The sequence below is a fragment of the Stenotrophomonas sp. YJH_SMC_133 genome (assembly GCF_059370655.1).
Genome location: NZ_JCAFTW010000006.1, coordinates 157304 through 172850 on the forward strand (window position 1 = coordinate 157304; position 15547 = coordinate 172850).

Below are 15547 nucleotides of genomic sequence, written 5' to 3' on the forward strand. Positions count from 1 at the left end.
CGTATGGGGGCGTTCATCATGCCGCCTGTCGCGCTGCTAGGCGCGAACCGTATTCTGAAGAATTAAGAATACGCATCACGGCCCGGACTTGCGCCGGGTGCTAGAGTGTGAATAGGTGCCGACGTGGCCCTGCATTCAAGGCGAAGTCCATGCCCATCCGGGCCGTTGTATACGCAAGCCAGGCCGTTGAAGGCCTTTCGATTGACCGCCTGGAAGCACTCGTCACCGATGCCGCGAGGTTCAACAAGCTTGCAGGGGTGACAGGCGTGCTGCTGCATGACGGCACGCGATTCGTGCAGTACTTCGAAGGGCCGGAAGATGGGGTGGCCAGCGTTTACGAGCGGGTGCTGCAATCGACCAGCCACACGGATGTGGTGGAGCTGGCCCGGGGACGTGTCTCTACCCGGCAGTTCCCCTATTGGTCGATGCACCAGCTTCCTGCCGACCAGCTTCTGGTCGGCAGGCTTGCCAGGGCCGACTGGTCACGCTTCAAGAGAAGCCAGCCCGAGGAGATTGCGGGTTCTGCGTGGGGTATCGATGTGCTGGCCGCCGCGGTTGAGCCCTACGTGCACGCCGCTTAGTTTGCGGTTCGGCGGCCGCTCCCTTGGGATGTGCAGCGACATGAAGGCTTTCATCACGCTCATCGCCGCATTTGCTGCGGGCCCGGCGCTTGCCGATGCCCCGCTGCTGCCGCCGGAGAGGTTCACGGCATGCTCCCCCCGCGCGGAATCTCTGTACCGATTCGGATCCAGCCGTCAATTCAACGCGGGTAATGCCACAGGAATCGGGCCAGGATGCCTCGCTGATACCCGGATGGCATCGCGGGTTGTTCCCGTCGGACGATGGGGCTCGGTCGTGGTCGGCTGCGAAGGCATGAACCTGGTTCCGGCTGACGTGACGTTGAGCGAGCCGGTGCTGCATTTCTACAATCGCGGCCGCCTGGTTCGCACGGCTACGCTCGATCAGTTGTATCGGCGCACCATGGCGTGACCACGCCATCACCCGCATTCACTCCACAACAGCGAAAATGCACTATCGGGCGCGCCCCTACGCGCGCCGCTCACTGCCTGCAGGATCGCGAAGATGTCCAAGCCCCCCTTTGGTGAATCGTCATGTGCCGCCGCTGCCAGCGGTTGCGTCGAGGTGCGCGGCGCGCGCGAGCACAACCTCAGGAATGTCGACGTCTCCATCCCGCGCAACGCATTGGTGGTGTTTTCCGGTGTTTCGGGCTCCGGCAAGTCATCGCTGGCGTTCGGCACGATCTTCGCGGAGGCGCAGCGGCGCTACTTTGAGTCGGTTGCGCCGTATGCACGGCGCCTGATCGACCAGGCCGGCGTGCCCGATGTGGACGCCATCGACGGGTTGCCGCCGGCAGTGGCCCTGCAACAGCAGCGCGGCGCCAGCAACGCGCGCTCATCGGTGGGCAGCGTCACTACGCTGTCCAGCCTGGTGCGCATGATGTATTCGCGTGCAGGTGCGTACCCGGCCAACCAGCCGATGCTTTACGCCGAGGACTTTTCGCCCAATACCCCGCAGGGCGCCTGCAGCACCTGTCACGGGCTGGGGCACGTCTACGAGGTGACGGAAGCCTTGATGGTGCCGGATCCGTCGCTGAGCATCCGCGAGCGCGCCATCGCCTCCTGCCCGCCGGCCTGGCATGGCCAGAACCTGCGCGACATCCTGGTCACGCTCGGCTACGACATCGACGTACCGTGGAAGAAGCTGCCGAAGAAGGATCGGGAGTGGATCCTGTTCACGGAAGAAACGCCCACCGTGCCGGTCTATGCAGGCTTCACGCCTGCCGAGACCCGGGCTGCGCTCAAGCGAAAGCTCGAGCCGAGCTACATGGGTACATACACCGGCGCGCGTCGCTATGTGCTGCATACCTTCGCCAACACCCAGAGCGCGCTGATGCGCAAACGGGTTTCCCGCTACATGGAAGGCAAGCTGTGCCCGGCCTGCCACGGAAAGCGCCTGAAGCCGGAAGCGCTCTCGGTCACCTTCGCGGGCGTGGATATCGGTGAGTTCATGCGGTTGCCCCTGGATCAACTGGCGGATCTGCTGGAGCCCATCGCGGAAGGTGATTTCGGCGCACACAGCAAGGGTGCACCTATCAGCAGGCATGCGACACCCCGCGATCGTGCCCGGCGCGCCGCGAGTGGCCGCGCGACGCACGAGGGCGCCCCCGACGTGCGCCTGACCTCGGCCCTGTCCGAAGAGAAGCGGCTGGCCGCACAGCGGCTGGCGGGCGGGGTCATGGGGCGGGTACGGCAACTGCGCGAGCTTGGCCTGGGCTATCTCTCGCTGGACCGCGCCACGCCCACGCTGTCCGCCGGCGAACTGCAGCGCCTGCGGCTGGCCACGCAGCTCAGCTCGTTGCTGTTTGGTGTGCTGTACGTGCTCGACGAGCCTTCGGCCGGACTGCATCCCGCCGACAGCCAGGCGCTGTACGACGCGCTGGACCGGCTGCGTGATGGTGGCAACTCGGTGTTCGTGGTCGAGCACGATCTGGAGCTGATGCGCCGCGCGCAGTGGCTGGTGGACGTGGGCCCGGAGGCCGGCGAGCGGGGAGGGCGCGTGCTCTACAGCGGTGAGCCGGGCGGCCTGCGCCAGGTGCAGGAGTCGCGCACGGCACTGTATCTGTTCGACCAGGTACCCGCGCCCACCCGTCGGCAGCGCACCGCCACCTACTGGCTGGAACTGCAGGGCATCCATCGCCACAACCTGCAGGGAGTGGACGCGCAGGTGCCGCTGGGTTTGCTGACGGCCGTGACCGGCATTTCGGGGTCGGGCAAGTCCAGCCTGATGGCACAGGCCTTGCCCGAGCTGATGCTGCTGCACCTGGGGCATGAACCCGCGGACGATGGAGCCGAGGCGTCGCCGAACGACGGGCCGACGGTGATGGAAACCACGCGAGGCCAGTTGGCCGGTGATGTGGACGCCATCCAGCGGGTCGTGCAGGTCGACCAGAAGCCGATCGGCCGCACGCCACGCTCCAACCTGGCCACCTATACCGGGCTGTTCGATCACGTGCGCAAACTGTTCGCGGCGACGCCCGCCGCACGTCGTCGTCGCTTCGATGCGGGTCGTTTCTCGTTCAACGTAGCCAAGGGCCGATGCGAAACCTGCGAAGGCGAGGGTTTCGTGAGTGTCGAACTGCTGTTCATGCCCAGCGTCTATGCCCCATGCCCCACCTGCCACGGCGCCCGCTACAACGAGGCCACGCTGAAGGTGCTGTGGAACGACCGCAACATCGCCGAGGTCCTGCAGATGACCGTGGACCAGGCGCATGCATTCTTCATGGCGGAAGAGGTCATTGCCCGGCCGTTGCAGCTGCTGCAGGACATCGGCCTGGGTTACCTGAGGCTGGGCCAGCCGGCCACGGAGCTTTCAGGCGGCGAGGCCCAGCGCATCAAGCTGGCCACTGAACTGCAGCGCAGCCAGCGCGGGCGCACGCTTTACGTGCTGGACGAACCCACCACCGGCCTGCACGCGTCGGATGCGGACAGGCTGCTGGTTCAGCTGCAGCGGCTGGTCGACGCAGGAAATACGGTGGTGATGATCGAGCATGACATGCGGGCGGTCGCCCAGGCGGACTGGGTGATTGACGTCGGGCCGGGCGCAGGCAGCGCGGGTGGCACCATCGTGGCGAAGGGAACGCCGCAACAGGTGGCCCGCGCACGGGGAAGCAGGACAGCGCCTTTCCTTGCGCGCGAGCTGGCTCCTCTGTAGGGCCGAGCCATGCCCGGCCATCACCCTCGGCCAGATCCGGGGGCGGCCTGTCCAGCAAACGATGCTCATGTCTCCCCGCGCCACTGGCTCATCAACATCTGCAGAAAGCGTTCCGCAGTAGGCGAGAGCAGGGCGCCCCGGCGACGGACGATCCCGATCGTGCGCGACACCACGGGGTTACCAATCGTGCGCGTCACCAGGGTCGGATGATCTCCGTCCGGCGTGGCCATCTTCGGCAGGACCGACACGCCGATGCCGGCCTCGACCATGCCCAGTGACGTCGACAGGTGGGTCACTTCGTAGTGCCAGCTCAACTTGAGGTTCTCGCGCGCCAGGGCACCATCCAGCAGCGTGCGGTTGCCGCTGGTGCGATGCACGGTGATCAGCTGGTGCTCGGCCAGATCGGCCCATTCAACCTTGCGCTTGCGGGCCAGCGGATGATCGCGTCGGCAGGCCAGCACGAAGGGATCTTCGGCCAGCACGTCGAAATCGAGATTCGGATCGTTGGCGCCCATGAAGTTGATGCCGAACTCGACTTCGCCACGCTCTACCGCCTGCAGGCCTTCGGTGGCCGGGATATCCAGGATCCGGAAGCGCACGTTGGGATGCGCTTCGTGGAAACGCGCCATCACGCTGGGCAGGAAGTAGAACGCCGCCGTGGGCAGGCAGGCGATGGTGACGGTAGCGCCCCGCGTATCGTCCCGGCCCCGCAGTGAGAACAGTGACCCATCGAATTCCTCCAGCATGCGACGCACCAGCGGCAGCAGGTTCTCGCCGACGGCGGTGGTGCTGACGCTGCGCGTGGTGCGCTCCAGCAGTGGCGAACCCACAGCCTGCTCCAGCTTCTGTATCCGTCGGCTGAGTGCCGGCTGGGAGACGTGCAGGATCTCCGCGGCGCGGTGGAAGCTGCGCGTCTCCGACACCAGCAGGAATGCGCGTAGATCCAGGATTTCGCAATTGATGCTCATTGGGTATCAATCATCCAAAAATCAGCAATTCACAGATCAATTGGGGTCATGCCAGTATCGAATCACAGAGGGGTCATTCATCCCCTATACGCATCAATCTAGCACACGTATGTCCAACGATCTGCTCAGCATTCCCTGCGTACTCATGCGCGGTGGTACATCCAAGGGCCCGTTCTTCCTGGCCAGCGATCTTCCGGCGGACATTGCTGAACGCGATCGCCTGCTGGTGGAAGTAATGGGGTCGGGCCATCCGCTGCAGATCGATGGCATCGGTGGCGGCAACGCGCTGACCAGCAAGGTGGCCATCATCGACCGATCCAGCCGGGCAGACGCCGACGTGGACTATCTGTTCGCCCAGGTACGGGTGGAGCAGCAGGTGGTGGACACATCCCCCAACTGCGGCAACATGCTGGCGGCGGTGGGCCCGTATGCCATCGAGCGGGGGCTGGTGCAGGCTCAGGATCCGCAGACCGAGGTGCGCATCCACAACGTCAACACCGGCAAGCTGATCATCGCCACGGTGGAAACGCCGGGCGGCCATGTGGTCTACCGCGGTGATACGCGCATTGCCGGCGCACCGGGCTCGGCCGCGCCGGTCAGGCTTTCCTTCCTCGATGCCGCAGGCGCCCGCACCGGCAAGCTGCTGCCCAGCGGCCACGCGCAGGAAAGCATCAACGGCATGCCCGTCAGCCTGGTGGACTGCGCCATGCCGATGATGCTGGTGCGTGCCGAAGACCTGGGCGTGCGTGGTGATGCTTCGCCCGCCGAACTGAACGCGGACGCGGCGTTCATGCGCCGGCTGGAAGCGCTGCGCATCGAGGCAGGTGCCCGCATGGGCATCGCCGACGCCGGCAACAAGGTCATTCCCAAGCCGGTGCTGCTGTCGGCGCCGCAACACGGCGGCGATCTGCAGGTGCGTTACTTCATGCCGCACCAATGCCACACCGCACTGGCGATCACCGGTGCGGTCGGCCTGGCTACCGCCGCCGTCACACCGGGCACGCTGGCCCACACTTTGGTCGGATGCCTGTCCGTTCCCGGCAGCATTACCCTCGAACATCCGAGCGGGGACCTGCAGGTGGGCCTCAGTCGCAGCTCGGATGACGCACCGGTGATTGCCAGCGTGGTCCGCACCGCACGCCGACTGTTCGAAGGTCGCGTGTTTGCGACAACGCCAGTGCCTGCCATGGCCAGTTCCACCCAAGCCCGCCAATGGACGTCAGCGGCATGATCTGAACCCGGCAGGGCCGGCGCAGACGCGCATGCCAGCCATTACAACGTAGATGCTTCACTCCTGGGAGGGATGATGTACAAGCAGTTCTTCATGGCCGCGCTGTGCGCGGCCGGTCTGGCCGCGGCCGGTTGCAGCAACAGCGGGCGCCCCGATGGCGCATCCACCGGCACCGGTGACGATGCACCCGTGCGCATCAGCGTCGGCTCCTACAACCTCAACAACCTTCCGTTCTTCATTGCCGATGCCAAGGGCTACTTCAAGGACGTCGGCCTGGACGTAAAAACCGAGAACTTCGCCCAGGGTGGCTCGAAGGTGCTGCAGGCCCTGGTGGCGAATTCCACCGACGTGGCGGTCGGTTTCTACGACCACACCATCCAGATGCAGGCCAAGGGCAAGGACGTGGTGGCCTTCGTGCTGCTCTCGCGCAATTCCGGCCTGGTGATGGCGGGGCGCGAAGATGCCACGTTTGATCCTGCGCGACCGGAGTCCATCAAGGGCCAGAAGGTCGGCATCACGGCCCCGGGCTCCTCGTCCGACTTCTTCGTCCGCCACTTCCTGGCGCAGCACGATATTCCGGCCGACAGCATTTCGCTGATCGGCGTCGGCTCCGGCGCTGCTGCAGTCGCCGCGCTCGAGCAGGGCAAGATCGACCTGCTGGTCAACTACGATCCGGCTGCAACCCTGATCACCGAGCGCAAGGTCGGGAAGATCATCCTCGACGCGCGCAGCGACGAAGGCGCCCGCCAGGTCTATGGCGGGCTGTACCCGACCTCGGTGATGTATGCCAACCAGAGCTTCCTGGACAAGCGCCCCGAAGCGGCCGAGAAGATCGCCCGTGCCGAGCAGATGGCGTTGAAGTTCATCGCCGACAACAGTGCCGAGGAGATCGTTGCCGCGCTGCCGGACAGCTATGTCTCCGGCGACCGCGCCACCTATGCCCGCGCGGTGGAGAACGCCCGCGCGATATTCACCCGCGATGGACGCTTCACCCCGGCCGACCTGGAGACGCCGTTGAAGGTGCTGCGTGAGTTCAATACGGATGTGGCCAAGGCCAACATCGATCTGTCCAGGACCTACACCAATGCCTTCGTCGAGCGTGCCAACGCTGCGGCGCCGGCTGCCCAACCGTAAGCGGAGGTAACCCCATGGCCCTCAATGCCACCGTGCGCCAACTCAACGGCGCACCGCAGCTGGAGCCTGCACAGACCATGGTCGCCATCAACAAGGTGACCATGTCCTTCGGCGAGTTCACCGCCGTTCGCGATGTCGACATCCAGGTAGGTGACGGCGAGTTCCTCGCCATCGTTGGGCCCACCGGGTGCGGCAAGAGCACCATCCTCAATTCCGTGGCGGGCCTGCTGAAGCCATCCTCGGGCGACGTGGCCATCGATGGCCGCACGGTCAGCGGCGTGCAGGAGTCGGTCGGCTACCTGTTCCAGCAGGACGCCCTGCTGCCGTGGAAGACAGCTTTCCAGAACGTCGAGCTGGGCCTGCGCTTCCGCGGCGTGCCCGAAGCCGAACGCAAGGCCAAAGCCAACGCGTGGCTGGCCAAGGTCGGCCTGGCCGGTTTCGAGCATCGCTATCCGCACCAGTTGTCCGGTGGCCAGCGCAAGCGTGTGCAGATGGCGCAGGCGCTGATCGTCGAGCCGAAGGTGATCCTGATGGACGAGCCGTTCTCGGCGCTGGACATCCACACCCGCCACCTGATGCAGAACGAGCTGCTGCGCCTGTGGCAGGAGGATCGCCGCTCGGTGATCCTGATTACCCATGACCTGGAAGAAGCAATCGCGCTGGGTGACCGCGTGGTGGTGCTGTCCTCCGGCCCGGCGAGCCGCGTGGTGCGCAGTTTCGACGTGGATCTGGAACGGCCGCGCAATGTGGCCGAGATCAAGCTGGATGACCGTTTCACCGACCTGTACCGCGACATCTGGGCCTGCCTGCGCGGCGAAGTGGAGAAGAGCTATGCACGCCAAGACTGACAAATTCATCCAGCTCGCGCTGGTGGTCGCCGTGTTCGGCGGCTGGGAAGGCGGTATCGCGCTGGGCGTGATCGATCCGTTCTTCTTCCCTTCGCCGACGGCCATCGTGCAGCAGGCCTGGACCTGGTTGTCCGATACCTCGTTCTACCAGCATGTCTACATCACCCTGACCGAAACCGCGCTGGGCTACATCATCGGCACCGGCCTGGGCGTGGCTGGCGGTGTCTGGCTGGGCCTGAGCCGCCGTTCGGCGCGCATCCTCGATCCCTTCATCAAAGGCTTCAACGCGATTCCGCGCGTAGTGCTGGCGCCGATTTTCGTGTTGTGGCTGGGGCTGGGCCTGTGGTCGAAGGTGGCGCTGGCGGTCACGCTGGTGTTCTTCACCACGTTCTTCAACGCCATGCAGGGCGTGCGCGAGGTGAATCCGGTGGTGCTGGCCAATGCCCGCATCCTGGGCGCAAGCCGCAGCGATCTGCTGCGCCATGTCTACTTCCCGGCAGCGGCGAGCTGGATCCTGTCCTCGCTGCGCACCTCGGTCGGCTTTGCCGTGGTCGGCGCGATCATCGGCGAGTACCTCGGCGCTTCGGCGGGCCTGGGTTACCTGATCGCGCAGGCCGAGGGCAACTTCAATGCCGTGGGTGTGTTCGCCGGCATCATCATCCTGGCCGCCTTCGTGCTGGTCATCGACGCCCTGCTGGACGTGGTCGAGAACAAGCTGATCACCTGGCGTCCCAACGCCCAGGCACAGGCCACCAGCTGACCGGGCCGGGCTGAGCCCGCCTGCCGCGCCGCCGGTCCGATCCGGCGGCGCGAGCTTCCTCCCCCGATCTTCCCCCGCACCACCGCAACAGGCCAGCGCCGGGCCAGGGGGCCGGCTGGCCGGAGAGAGAGTCCATGAACCCTTCCACCGTGCTGCCGCTGGCAGCGCTGCCGGTCGCGCTCGGCCTGCTGTTGGCCAGTGGCCACGCCGACGCCCAGTCTGTTTCATCCCCGCCCACGCCACTGAGCCAGGCCGAGCTGTCACGCCTGGTGCAGCAGCAGGCACTGCAGATCCAGCAATTGGAAGCACGCCTCCGCGCCGTCGAGGGCGGGCAGGGCAGTGCGGGGGCACCGTCAACGCCGCCCGCGCCTGCGCTGGAAACGCGGGTGGCCGCACTGGAATCCGGCCAGTCCAGGCAGCCCAAGGTCTCCTGGGCCAAGGGCGCACCCGAGCTCAGCAGCGCCGACGGCACTACGGTGTTCCGTCCCCGCGGCCGCCTGTTCGTCGATGCCTCCAGTACGGACGGTTCGGCGGTCGGTGATCGCAACGTTTCGGGCACCGAGGTCCGTTCGGTGCGCCTGGGGGCCGAGGGACGCTACGGCACACTGGGCTGGGTGGTGGAGGGTGACTTCGCCGACAACGCGGTGGCCTGGAAGTCGGTCTACGCCACGCTGGACCACACCCTGTTCGGCCTGCCGGCCGATCTCACGATGGGCAACCGCTTGAACGATCGCGGTATCGATGGCTCCAGCAGCACCTCCAACACGCCGTTCCAGGAACGCAACGTGGTCGGCACGTTGATGCTGCCGCAGCGCGGCCTGTTCGGTGTCGGGCTGACCGAGCGGGTGTACGGAAAGGGCTGGCACGCCAGCCTGTCGGTGGCCGGCAACGATCTCAACAACGCCGGCACCGACAACGACAGCCAGACCTGGGCCACGCGCGTGCACTGGAATCCGCTGGACACCGCTGGCGCCACGTTGCATCTGGGCGCATGGGCGTTCCACGAGAAGATTCCCGCCGGGGCCAGCGGCGTGGTGCGCAGTTCGGCCATCGCGGGGCATTTCAACGATCTGGTCAGGATCACGCCGGGCACACTGCTGGGCGCCGAGCGCAGCACCGCCTACGGTGCCGAACTGGCCGGCTTCTTCGGCCCGGCGTGGGCAACGGGAGAGTGGGGTACGCGAAGCCTGCGCGGGGCCGATGCCGGCGGTCGCTACGATCGCGACCACGCGGCGTGGGCGATTTCTGCCGGCTGGTTCCTGGCGGGCGCGCTGCCGTCGTACTCGGGCAAGGCCGGTACCTGGGGGAAGGTGAAGGTCGCCGATCCGGTGACGCGCGGCGGCGGCGGTGCCTGGGAGCTGAAGGGCCGCTATGAAGACGTGGACTATGCCGAGCTGCCCAGTGGCGGTACCGGTAACGCGTGGACCCTGGGCGCGAACTGGTACCTCAACGATTTCAGTCGCGTGATGTTCGAAGCCGTCCGTTGGCAGACCCGTCACCGCAACGGCAGCGCAATGGGCAGGGATGAAGGCACCACCTTCAATACCCGCCTGCAGCTGGTCTTCTAGGGCAGGGGCGCCGCCTGTACTCTGGTCACAGCAGCAACAACGCTGCGATGAGTGCAGGTGGCATCACCAGCGCGCCGACGCGCAGGAAGTCGAGCGCGCTGACATGCTCGCCTTCGCGACGCAACGCCATCAACCACAGCATCGTGGCCAACGAGCCGGTCACCGACAGGTTCGGGCCCAGATCCACGCCGACCAGCAATGCGGCACGGGTCTGCGCCGGCAGGTCCGCCATCTGCCCCAACGAACCAGCCGCCAGGCCGACCGGCAGATTGTTGGCCACGTTGCTCAGCAGTGCAGCGGCGCCGCCGGCCAGCCAGCTGGCCTGGTGCGGCGACGTATTCGCCAGCGCCTGCAGCGCGCTGGCCGAACTCTGGATGACACCGGTCTGCGCTACCGCTTCCACCAGCACGAACAGCCCAGCCACCAGCGGCAGCACCCCCCAGGACACGTGGCGCAGCAGCGGCAGCGGGCTGCGTCGCTGGCGGATCGCCACTGCCACCACGCTCAGCGTGCCCGCGCAGAACGTGGTCAGGCCCAATGGCCCGTTCAAGGCGGACGTAACCAGCAGCACCGTGCCGGTGAACAGCACGCCCAGTGCGCTCAGTCGGCCGCCGTCGGTCAACGAGCGATGCGCCGGCGCGGCCACCAGCGGCTGTGCGATTTCGCGACGGTGCACCCAGCGCAGCACAAGATAGGTCGCACCGATCGCCGCCAGCGAGGGCAGTGCGAACTGCGCCAGCCACTGCAGCAGCGGCGGCATGTGCTGGCCGTACACCACGAGATTGGCCGGGTTGGAGATGGGCAACACGAAGCTGGCCGCGTTGGCGATGAAGGCACAGACGAACAGGTACGGCAGGGGATTGGCCCGGGCCGCCTTGCAGGCCGCGTAGACCGCCGGCGTCAGCACCACGGCTGTCGCATCATTGGAAAGAAACACCGTTACCAGCGTGCCGACCAGGAACACCAGGTCGAACAGGCGTCGCCCGGATCCGCCCGCGTGCCGCACCGCGTACAACGCCAGCCAATCGAACAGCCCTTCGCGGCGTGCGAGCTCGGCCAGCACCATCATGCCGACCAGGAACAGGTAGACATCGCGGCCCTCGGCGACTGCGTGCCAGGTAGTGCCGAACGACACAGTGCCGCTGAGCGGAAGCAGCGCGGCCGCACCGAGCGCCCACACATACTCCGGAATGCGGAACGGACGGAACAGCAGGCCGACAGTGGCAACGGCCACCGCCATCCAGATGATGAGGGAAGAATGGGAAGCGAGCATGGGGTAGGGGGCGTGCGCGGTGCCGTCCATCGACCGCGTCGCCGGTTCTCTGGCGCATGTGATCGGCGTGCAGGCGCCCGCTGCGATCAGTGCAAGTGCCGGGGTTGCGGCATCATACCGTGCCGGCTGCCCAGCAAAGGCCCTGGCGCGGCACGTTACGTGACGGCCGCACCAGGGCGTTCAACACCGCGCCTACTGCGACGCACACTCCACCTTGCGATCGAACTCGGTGCCCAGTACGACCGAGGTGATCGCAAGCGTTGTGCCCTTTCCGGCGCGCAGCGCAAACGGCACGTTCAAGCGGCTCATGTTCGCCCCGGCGTTGGCCAGGCACTTGAGGGGAACGCCCAGCCTGACCCACTCATTGCGCGGCGCCGCCGACAGCGCGGGGCCCAGCGCAACCTCGGCAGCACAGGCCGCCCCGCAGGCGGTACCGAGTGTCACTGCGGCTTCTGCCGGGAGCTGTTCGACACGCACGGTTACTACCACGGACAGCTCGCCGTTGGTCTCGCGCGACCAGTCCAGCGGAGTATTGGCCTGCAACGCCACCGTGGCCGGCGCCCGGAAACTGAACCGGCGTGCGCCCTCCTGCACATCGGTGTTGATTGCGACCATCGCCAGTGACTGGTCGGCAGTCGTTGCATTGGGGTGCACGACATCGGTCGATTCGCCATTGGCGGCAGTCAGGCGAAGCATCAGCCCAGTGCCGGCCACACCACGATCGAACAGGGTACCGCTACCGGCGGCGTCCGGATCAATGCCCGGGTCCTCGGAAAGCGCAGGCAGATTTCCCTTGTCGGCATAGGTCAGGCCGTATCCGAAGGCGAACTGCGGGTCGTAGTCCTTCTGCCCCACGTTGTTCTGGTACTGGTTGGCGCGGCGTGGCCAGGAGTAGCTCAGCTTTCCGCGGAAGTCGTGTTGCACGCGCCCATCGGCCCCACGCAGCAGCACATCGGCCACGCCCCCACCTTCCGATCCCGGCAGCCATGCGGCCACGAAGGCATCGGCGGCGTTGATTTCGCGGTTCAGCCACAACGGGCGCCCGCTCAGGAACACCCCCACGACCGGAATGCCGTCTGCCTTCAGGCGTCGCATCAGCTCCAGGTCTCCGGACTTGCCGTTCTTGAACATCAGGTTGGGCAAGTCGCCCTGGAATTCGGCATACGGATCTTCGCCGAACACCACGATGGCCACATCGGGCCGGTTGCGATAACGGCCATCGACCGCCAGTTCGGCCTGGCCGCCGCCCGACCTGACCTGTGCCTCCAGGCCTTCCCAGATCGTTTCAGCATTCGGGAAGTCCTCCCGACGCGCGCCATCGCCCTGCCAGCTGAGCGTCCAGCCGCCCGCCTGACGGCTCATGTCGTTCGCGGCATCGCCCGCAACCAGCACCCGTTGTTTCGGCGGGAGTGGCAGCAGCTGGTTCTGGTTCTTGAGCAGCACCAGCGATTCACGCACGGCCTGCCGCGCCACCTGGCGATGCGCCGGCGCCCCGAGCAGCTCGAATCTGCCGCCCAATGCGCGCTCGGACGGCTTGGGTTTGTCGAACAGGCCCATGCGCATCTTCGCCCGCAGAATGCGGCGAACGGCATCGTCCAGCCGCGCCTCCGGCAGGCTGCCGTCCTTCACGTGGGCCAGCGTGCTTTCGTACATGCCTTTCCAGCTGTCCGGCGCCATCGCCATGTCCAGGCCGGCAACATAGGTCTTCGCGCAATCGGTGTTGCTGCAGCCCTTGATCTGGCCATGGCCGTTCCAGTCACCAACCACGAAGCCGCCGAAACCCATCCGGCCCTTCAGCACATCGGTCAACAACGGCTTGTGCCCATGCATCTTCTCGCCATGGAAGCTGTTGAAGGACGCCATCACCGACTGCGCGCCCGCATTGATCGCCGGCAGGTATCCGGCGGCATGGATGTCGCGCAGTTCTGCCTCGCTGACCGTGGTGTTGCCCTGGTCCTTGCCGTTGCCCGTGCCGCCATCGCCGAGAAAATGCTTGACCGTGGTCATCACGTGGTGGTCGTCGAGGAAGTCAGCAGCCCCCGCCTTGCCCTGCAGGCCTTCGACGAAGGCCCCTGCATAGCTGGCCACCAATGCCGGATCTTCCGAGTAGCCTTCGTACGTGCGCCCCCAGCGGTCGTCCTGTGGAACGGCCACGGTCGGCGCGAAGGTCCATTCCATGCCGGTCACACGGGTTTCGGCAGCGGTGATCCTTGCGATCTCGCGCAGCAGTTCCGGGTCGCGCGCTGCGCCCAGGCCGATGTTGTGCGGGAACAGAGTGGCACCCACCACATTGCTCTGGCCATGCATCGCATCAATGCCCCAGACGACGGGAATGGCCTTGCCACCGTTGCGCGTGTCCATCGAGGCTTCCCAGAACGCGTCGGCCAGCGCAAGCCATTCGGCGGGTTTTGCGTTGTAGCGGCCACCTGGGTCGGATGCGCCGCCTGCCAGTATTGAACCCAATCGATATCTGCGCACGTCGTCGGGCGTGATGCTGGCGATATCGCCCTGTACGATCTGGCCGACCTTTTCTTCCAGCGTCATTGATGCGATCAGCGCGTCGATGCGTCGTTCCATGGCCGGATCGTTGGCCAGCGGCCAGGTTGCCTTGGGCCAGTGCGCGGGAGTGATGGTACCTGCGTCGTTCACCGGGGCAGGGGCCGCACCGGTCGCAGGCACCAGCGCCATGGCAAGCGATGCAGCCAGCATCAGGCGGTGTGGACGTAAAACGGGGTTGCGCTTCGCACGATCGGAATGACGGACGTTCATCGGGAACAATCATCTCGGAAGGGTGGCTTGGATGGGCTCGGCGACCAGAAAGCAACCTGACAGCGTTGTCAGTCGAAGTCGAGCATACCCAGCCCGTGGAACGAATGCTTGCTGCACAGCGGCATGGGTTTTGAGGATAAAGTTGCATCTGCATCCACATCCCGTGGTGCAGGATTTCGGTAGCGATGGTGAGGCTATGACGGGCAGAGGGCGGGGGATGCCGGGACCTGAGCAGGTGCTCGCAGGCAGGCCGGGACGCGTGCGGATCGAGGATGTCGCGGCAACGGCCGGGGTCTCGATGAAGACCGTCTCGCGGGTGCTCAACAACGAGCCGAACGTCTCCAAGAGCACCCGGGCCCGGGTGGACGCGGCAGTGGAAAAGCTGCGTTACCGCCCCTTGCCCTCTGCACGGGTCCTCGCCGGCCGGCGTTCCTACCTGATCGCGATGCTCTTCGATAATCCGTCCTCGAACTATCTGATGGAGATCGAGATGGGGGTGCTGGATGCCTGCATGGAACAGCACTACAACCTGATGCTCGCTCCGCTGATCTACGACGCGGCCGATATCGTGGAAAAGGTCGAGTCATTGATCATGCAGTCGCAGCTCGACGGCGTGGTGCTGACGCCGCCCCTGACCGACGACACGGCCCTGCTGGAACGCCTGGTCGACCTGGGCATTCCGTACTCCAGCATTTCGGCGAAGGAACAGAACCGGAACGTGGGCGTCGTCGTGGATGAAATCGGCGCGGTGGTGGCGCTGATCGCACACCTGGCCTCGCTGGGCCATACCCGCATCGCCCATATCAAGGGACACGCCGCGCATGGCGCAAGCATGTGGCGCCTGGCAGGCTATCGCGAAGGCCTGCGCAGGGCAGGCCTGCGCTACGACCCCAGCCTGGTGCTGGAGGGCGAGTTTTCATACGAGTCGGGCTACAACGGTGCCAACGCGCTGCTTGACCGACCTGATCGGCCGACCGCCATCTTCGCTGCCAACGATGATATGGCGGCAGGCGTCATCTGTGCGGTGTTCGAACATGGCCTTTCGGTGCCGGGCGACATCTCGGTCTGTGGTTTCGATGACACGCCGATTGCCCGCCAGATCTATCCGGCGTTGACCACGGTCTGCCAGCCCACCCGTGAGATGGGCCGGCGGGCGGCCATGGAGCTGATCAAGGAAGTGCGCGAGCTCGGCAGCGGTGGTGTGGTCGATATTGACTACGCTCTGCAGGTCCGGCGATCCACGGGACCGGTCCGTCACGATTGA

At 65.9% G+C, this 15547-nt stretch carries 12 protein-coding genes; 9 read left to right on the plus strand and 3 right to left on the minus strand.

The features are described 5' to 3' along the window. Positions 1–149 precede the first annotated feature (149 nt). The 3 genes from AC5P78_RS10465 to AC5P78_RS10475 all read left to right on the plus strand — a co-directional run bounded on the left by AC5P78_RS10465 (position 150) and on the right by AC5P78_RS10475 (position 3732). Positions 150–581 carry a BLUF domain-containing protein gene (locus AC5P78_RS10465; RefSeq protein ID WP_043033421.1) on the plus strand — a complete coding sequence of 144 codons (432 nt, stop codon included), beginning with the start codon at positions 150–152 and terminating at the stop codon, positions 579–581. 40 nt (positions 582–621) lie between these two features. Further along, on the plus strand, positions 622–990 hold the full coding sequence (locus AC5P78_RS10470; RefSeq protein ID WP_134946164.1) for a hypothetical protein: 369 nt from the start codon (positions 622–624) through the stop codon (positions 988–990). Between the two features lie 93 nt (positions 991–1083). Next, entirely contained in the window at positions 1084–3732 is a 2649-nt protein-coding gene (locus tag AC5P78_RS10475; protein WP_495217199.1) for an excinuclease ABC subunit UvrA, read from the plus strand. Between the two features lie 65 nt (positions 3733–3797). Here AC5P78_RS10475 and AC5P78_RS10480 read toward each other — a convergent pair whose 3' ends face one another. Then, positions 3798–4700, minus strand: coding sequence for a LysR family transcriptional regulator (locus AC5P78_RS10480; RefSeq protein ID WP_005409730.1), 903 nt, complete (start codon positions 4698–4700; stop codon positions 3798–3800). A 109-nt stretch (positions 4701–4809) separates the two neighbouring features. Between AC5P78_RS10480 and AC5P78_RS10485 the strand changes: the two genes are divergently transcribed. The 5 genes from AC5P78_RS10485 to AC5P78_RS10505 all read left to right on the plus strand — a co-directional run bounded on the left by AC5P78_RS10485 (position 4810) and on the right by AC5P78_RS10505 (position 10241). Next, the gene (locus AC5P78_RS10485) at positions 4810–5931 is read left to right on the plus strand and encodes a 4-oxalomesaconate tautomerase (protein ID WP_012480314.1); all 1122 of its coding nucleotides are present in this window, start codon (positions 4810–4812) and stop codon (positions 5929–5931) included. 75 nt (positions 5932–6006) lie between these two features. Then, positions 6007–7065, plus strand: a complete 1059-nt coding sequence (locus AC5P78_RS10490; protein ID WP_044571384.1) for an ABC transporter substrate-binding protein — start codon at positions 6007–6009, stop codon at positions 7063–7065. A gap of 14 nt (positions 7066–7079) precedes the next feature. Further along, on the plus strand, positions 7080–7913 hold the full coding sequence (locus tag AC5P78_RS10495) for an ABC transporter ATP-binding protein (protein ID WP_005413494.1): 834 nt from the start codon (positions 7080–7082) through the stop codon (positions 7911–7913). Further along, positions 7897–8673 carry an ABC transporter permease gene (locus AC5P78_RS10500; protein WP_005409726.1) on the plus strand — a complete coding sequence of 259 codons (777 nt, stop codon included), beginning with the start codon at positions 7897–7899 and terminating at the stop codon, positions 8671–8673. Before AC5P78_RS10495 ends, AC5P78_RS10500 begins: the two co-directional genes overlap by 17 nt. A gap of 134 nt (positions 8674–8807) precedes the next feature. Then, positions 8808–10241, plus strand: coding sequence for an OprO/OprP family phosphate-selective porin (locus AC5P78_RS10505; RefSeq protein WP_099596853.1), 1434 nt, complete (start codon positions 8808–8810; stop codon positions 10239–10241). Positions 10242–10266: 25 nt separating this feature from the next. On the opposite strand, the gene AC5P78_RS10510 is transcribed toward AC5P78_RS10505, so the two are convergent. Then, positions 10267–11544, minus strand: coding sequence for an arsenic transporter (locus AC5P78_RS10510; RefSeq protein WP_414498207.1), 1278 nt, complete (start codon positions 11542–11544; stop codon positions 10267–10269). 162 nt (positions 11545–11706) lie between these two features. Beyond that, the gene (locus tag AC5P78_RS10515) at positions 11707–14283 is read right to left on the minus strand and encodes a glycoside hydrolase family 3 protein (protein ID WP_099527471.1); all 2577 of its coding nucleotides are present in this window, start codon (positions 14281–14283) and stop codon (positions 11707–11709) included. A gap of 217 nt (positions 14284–14500) precedes the next feature. Here AC5P78_RS10515 and AC5P78_RS10520 point away from each other — a divergent pair, with 217 nt between their 5' ends. Then, complete coding sequence (locus tag AC5P78_RS10520; RefSeq protein ID WP_059034470.1) at positions 14501–15547, plus strand: LacI family DNA-binding transcriptional regulator; 1047 nt, start codon at positions 14501–14503, stop codon at positions 15545–15547.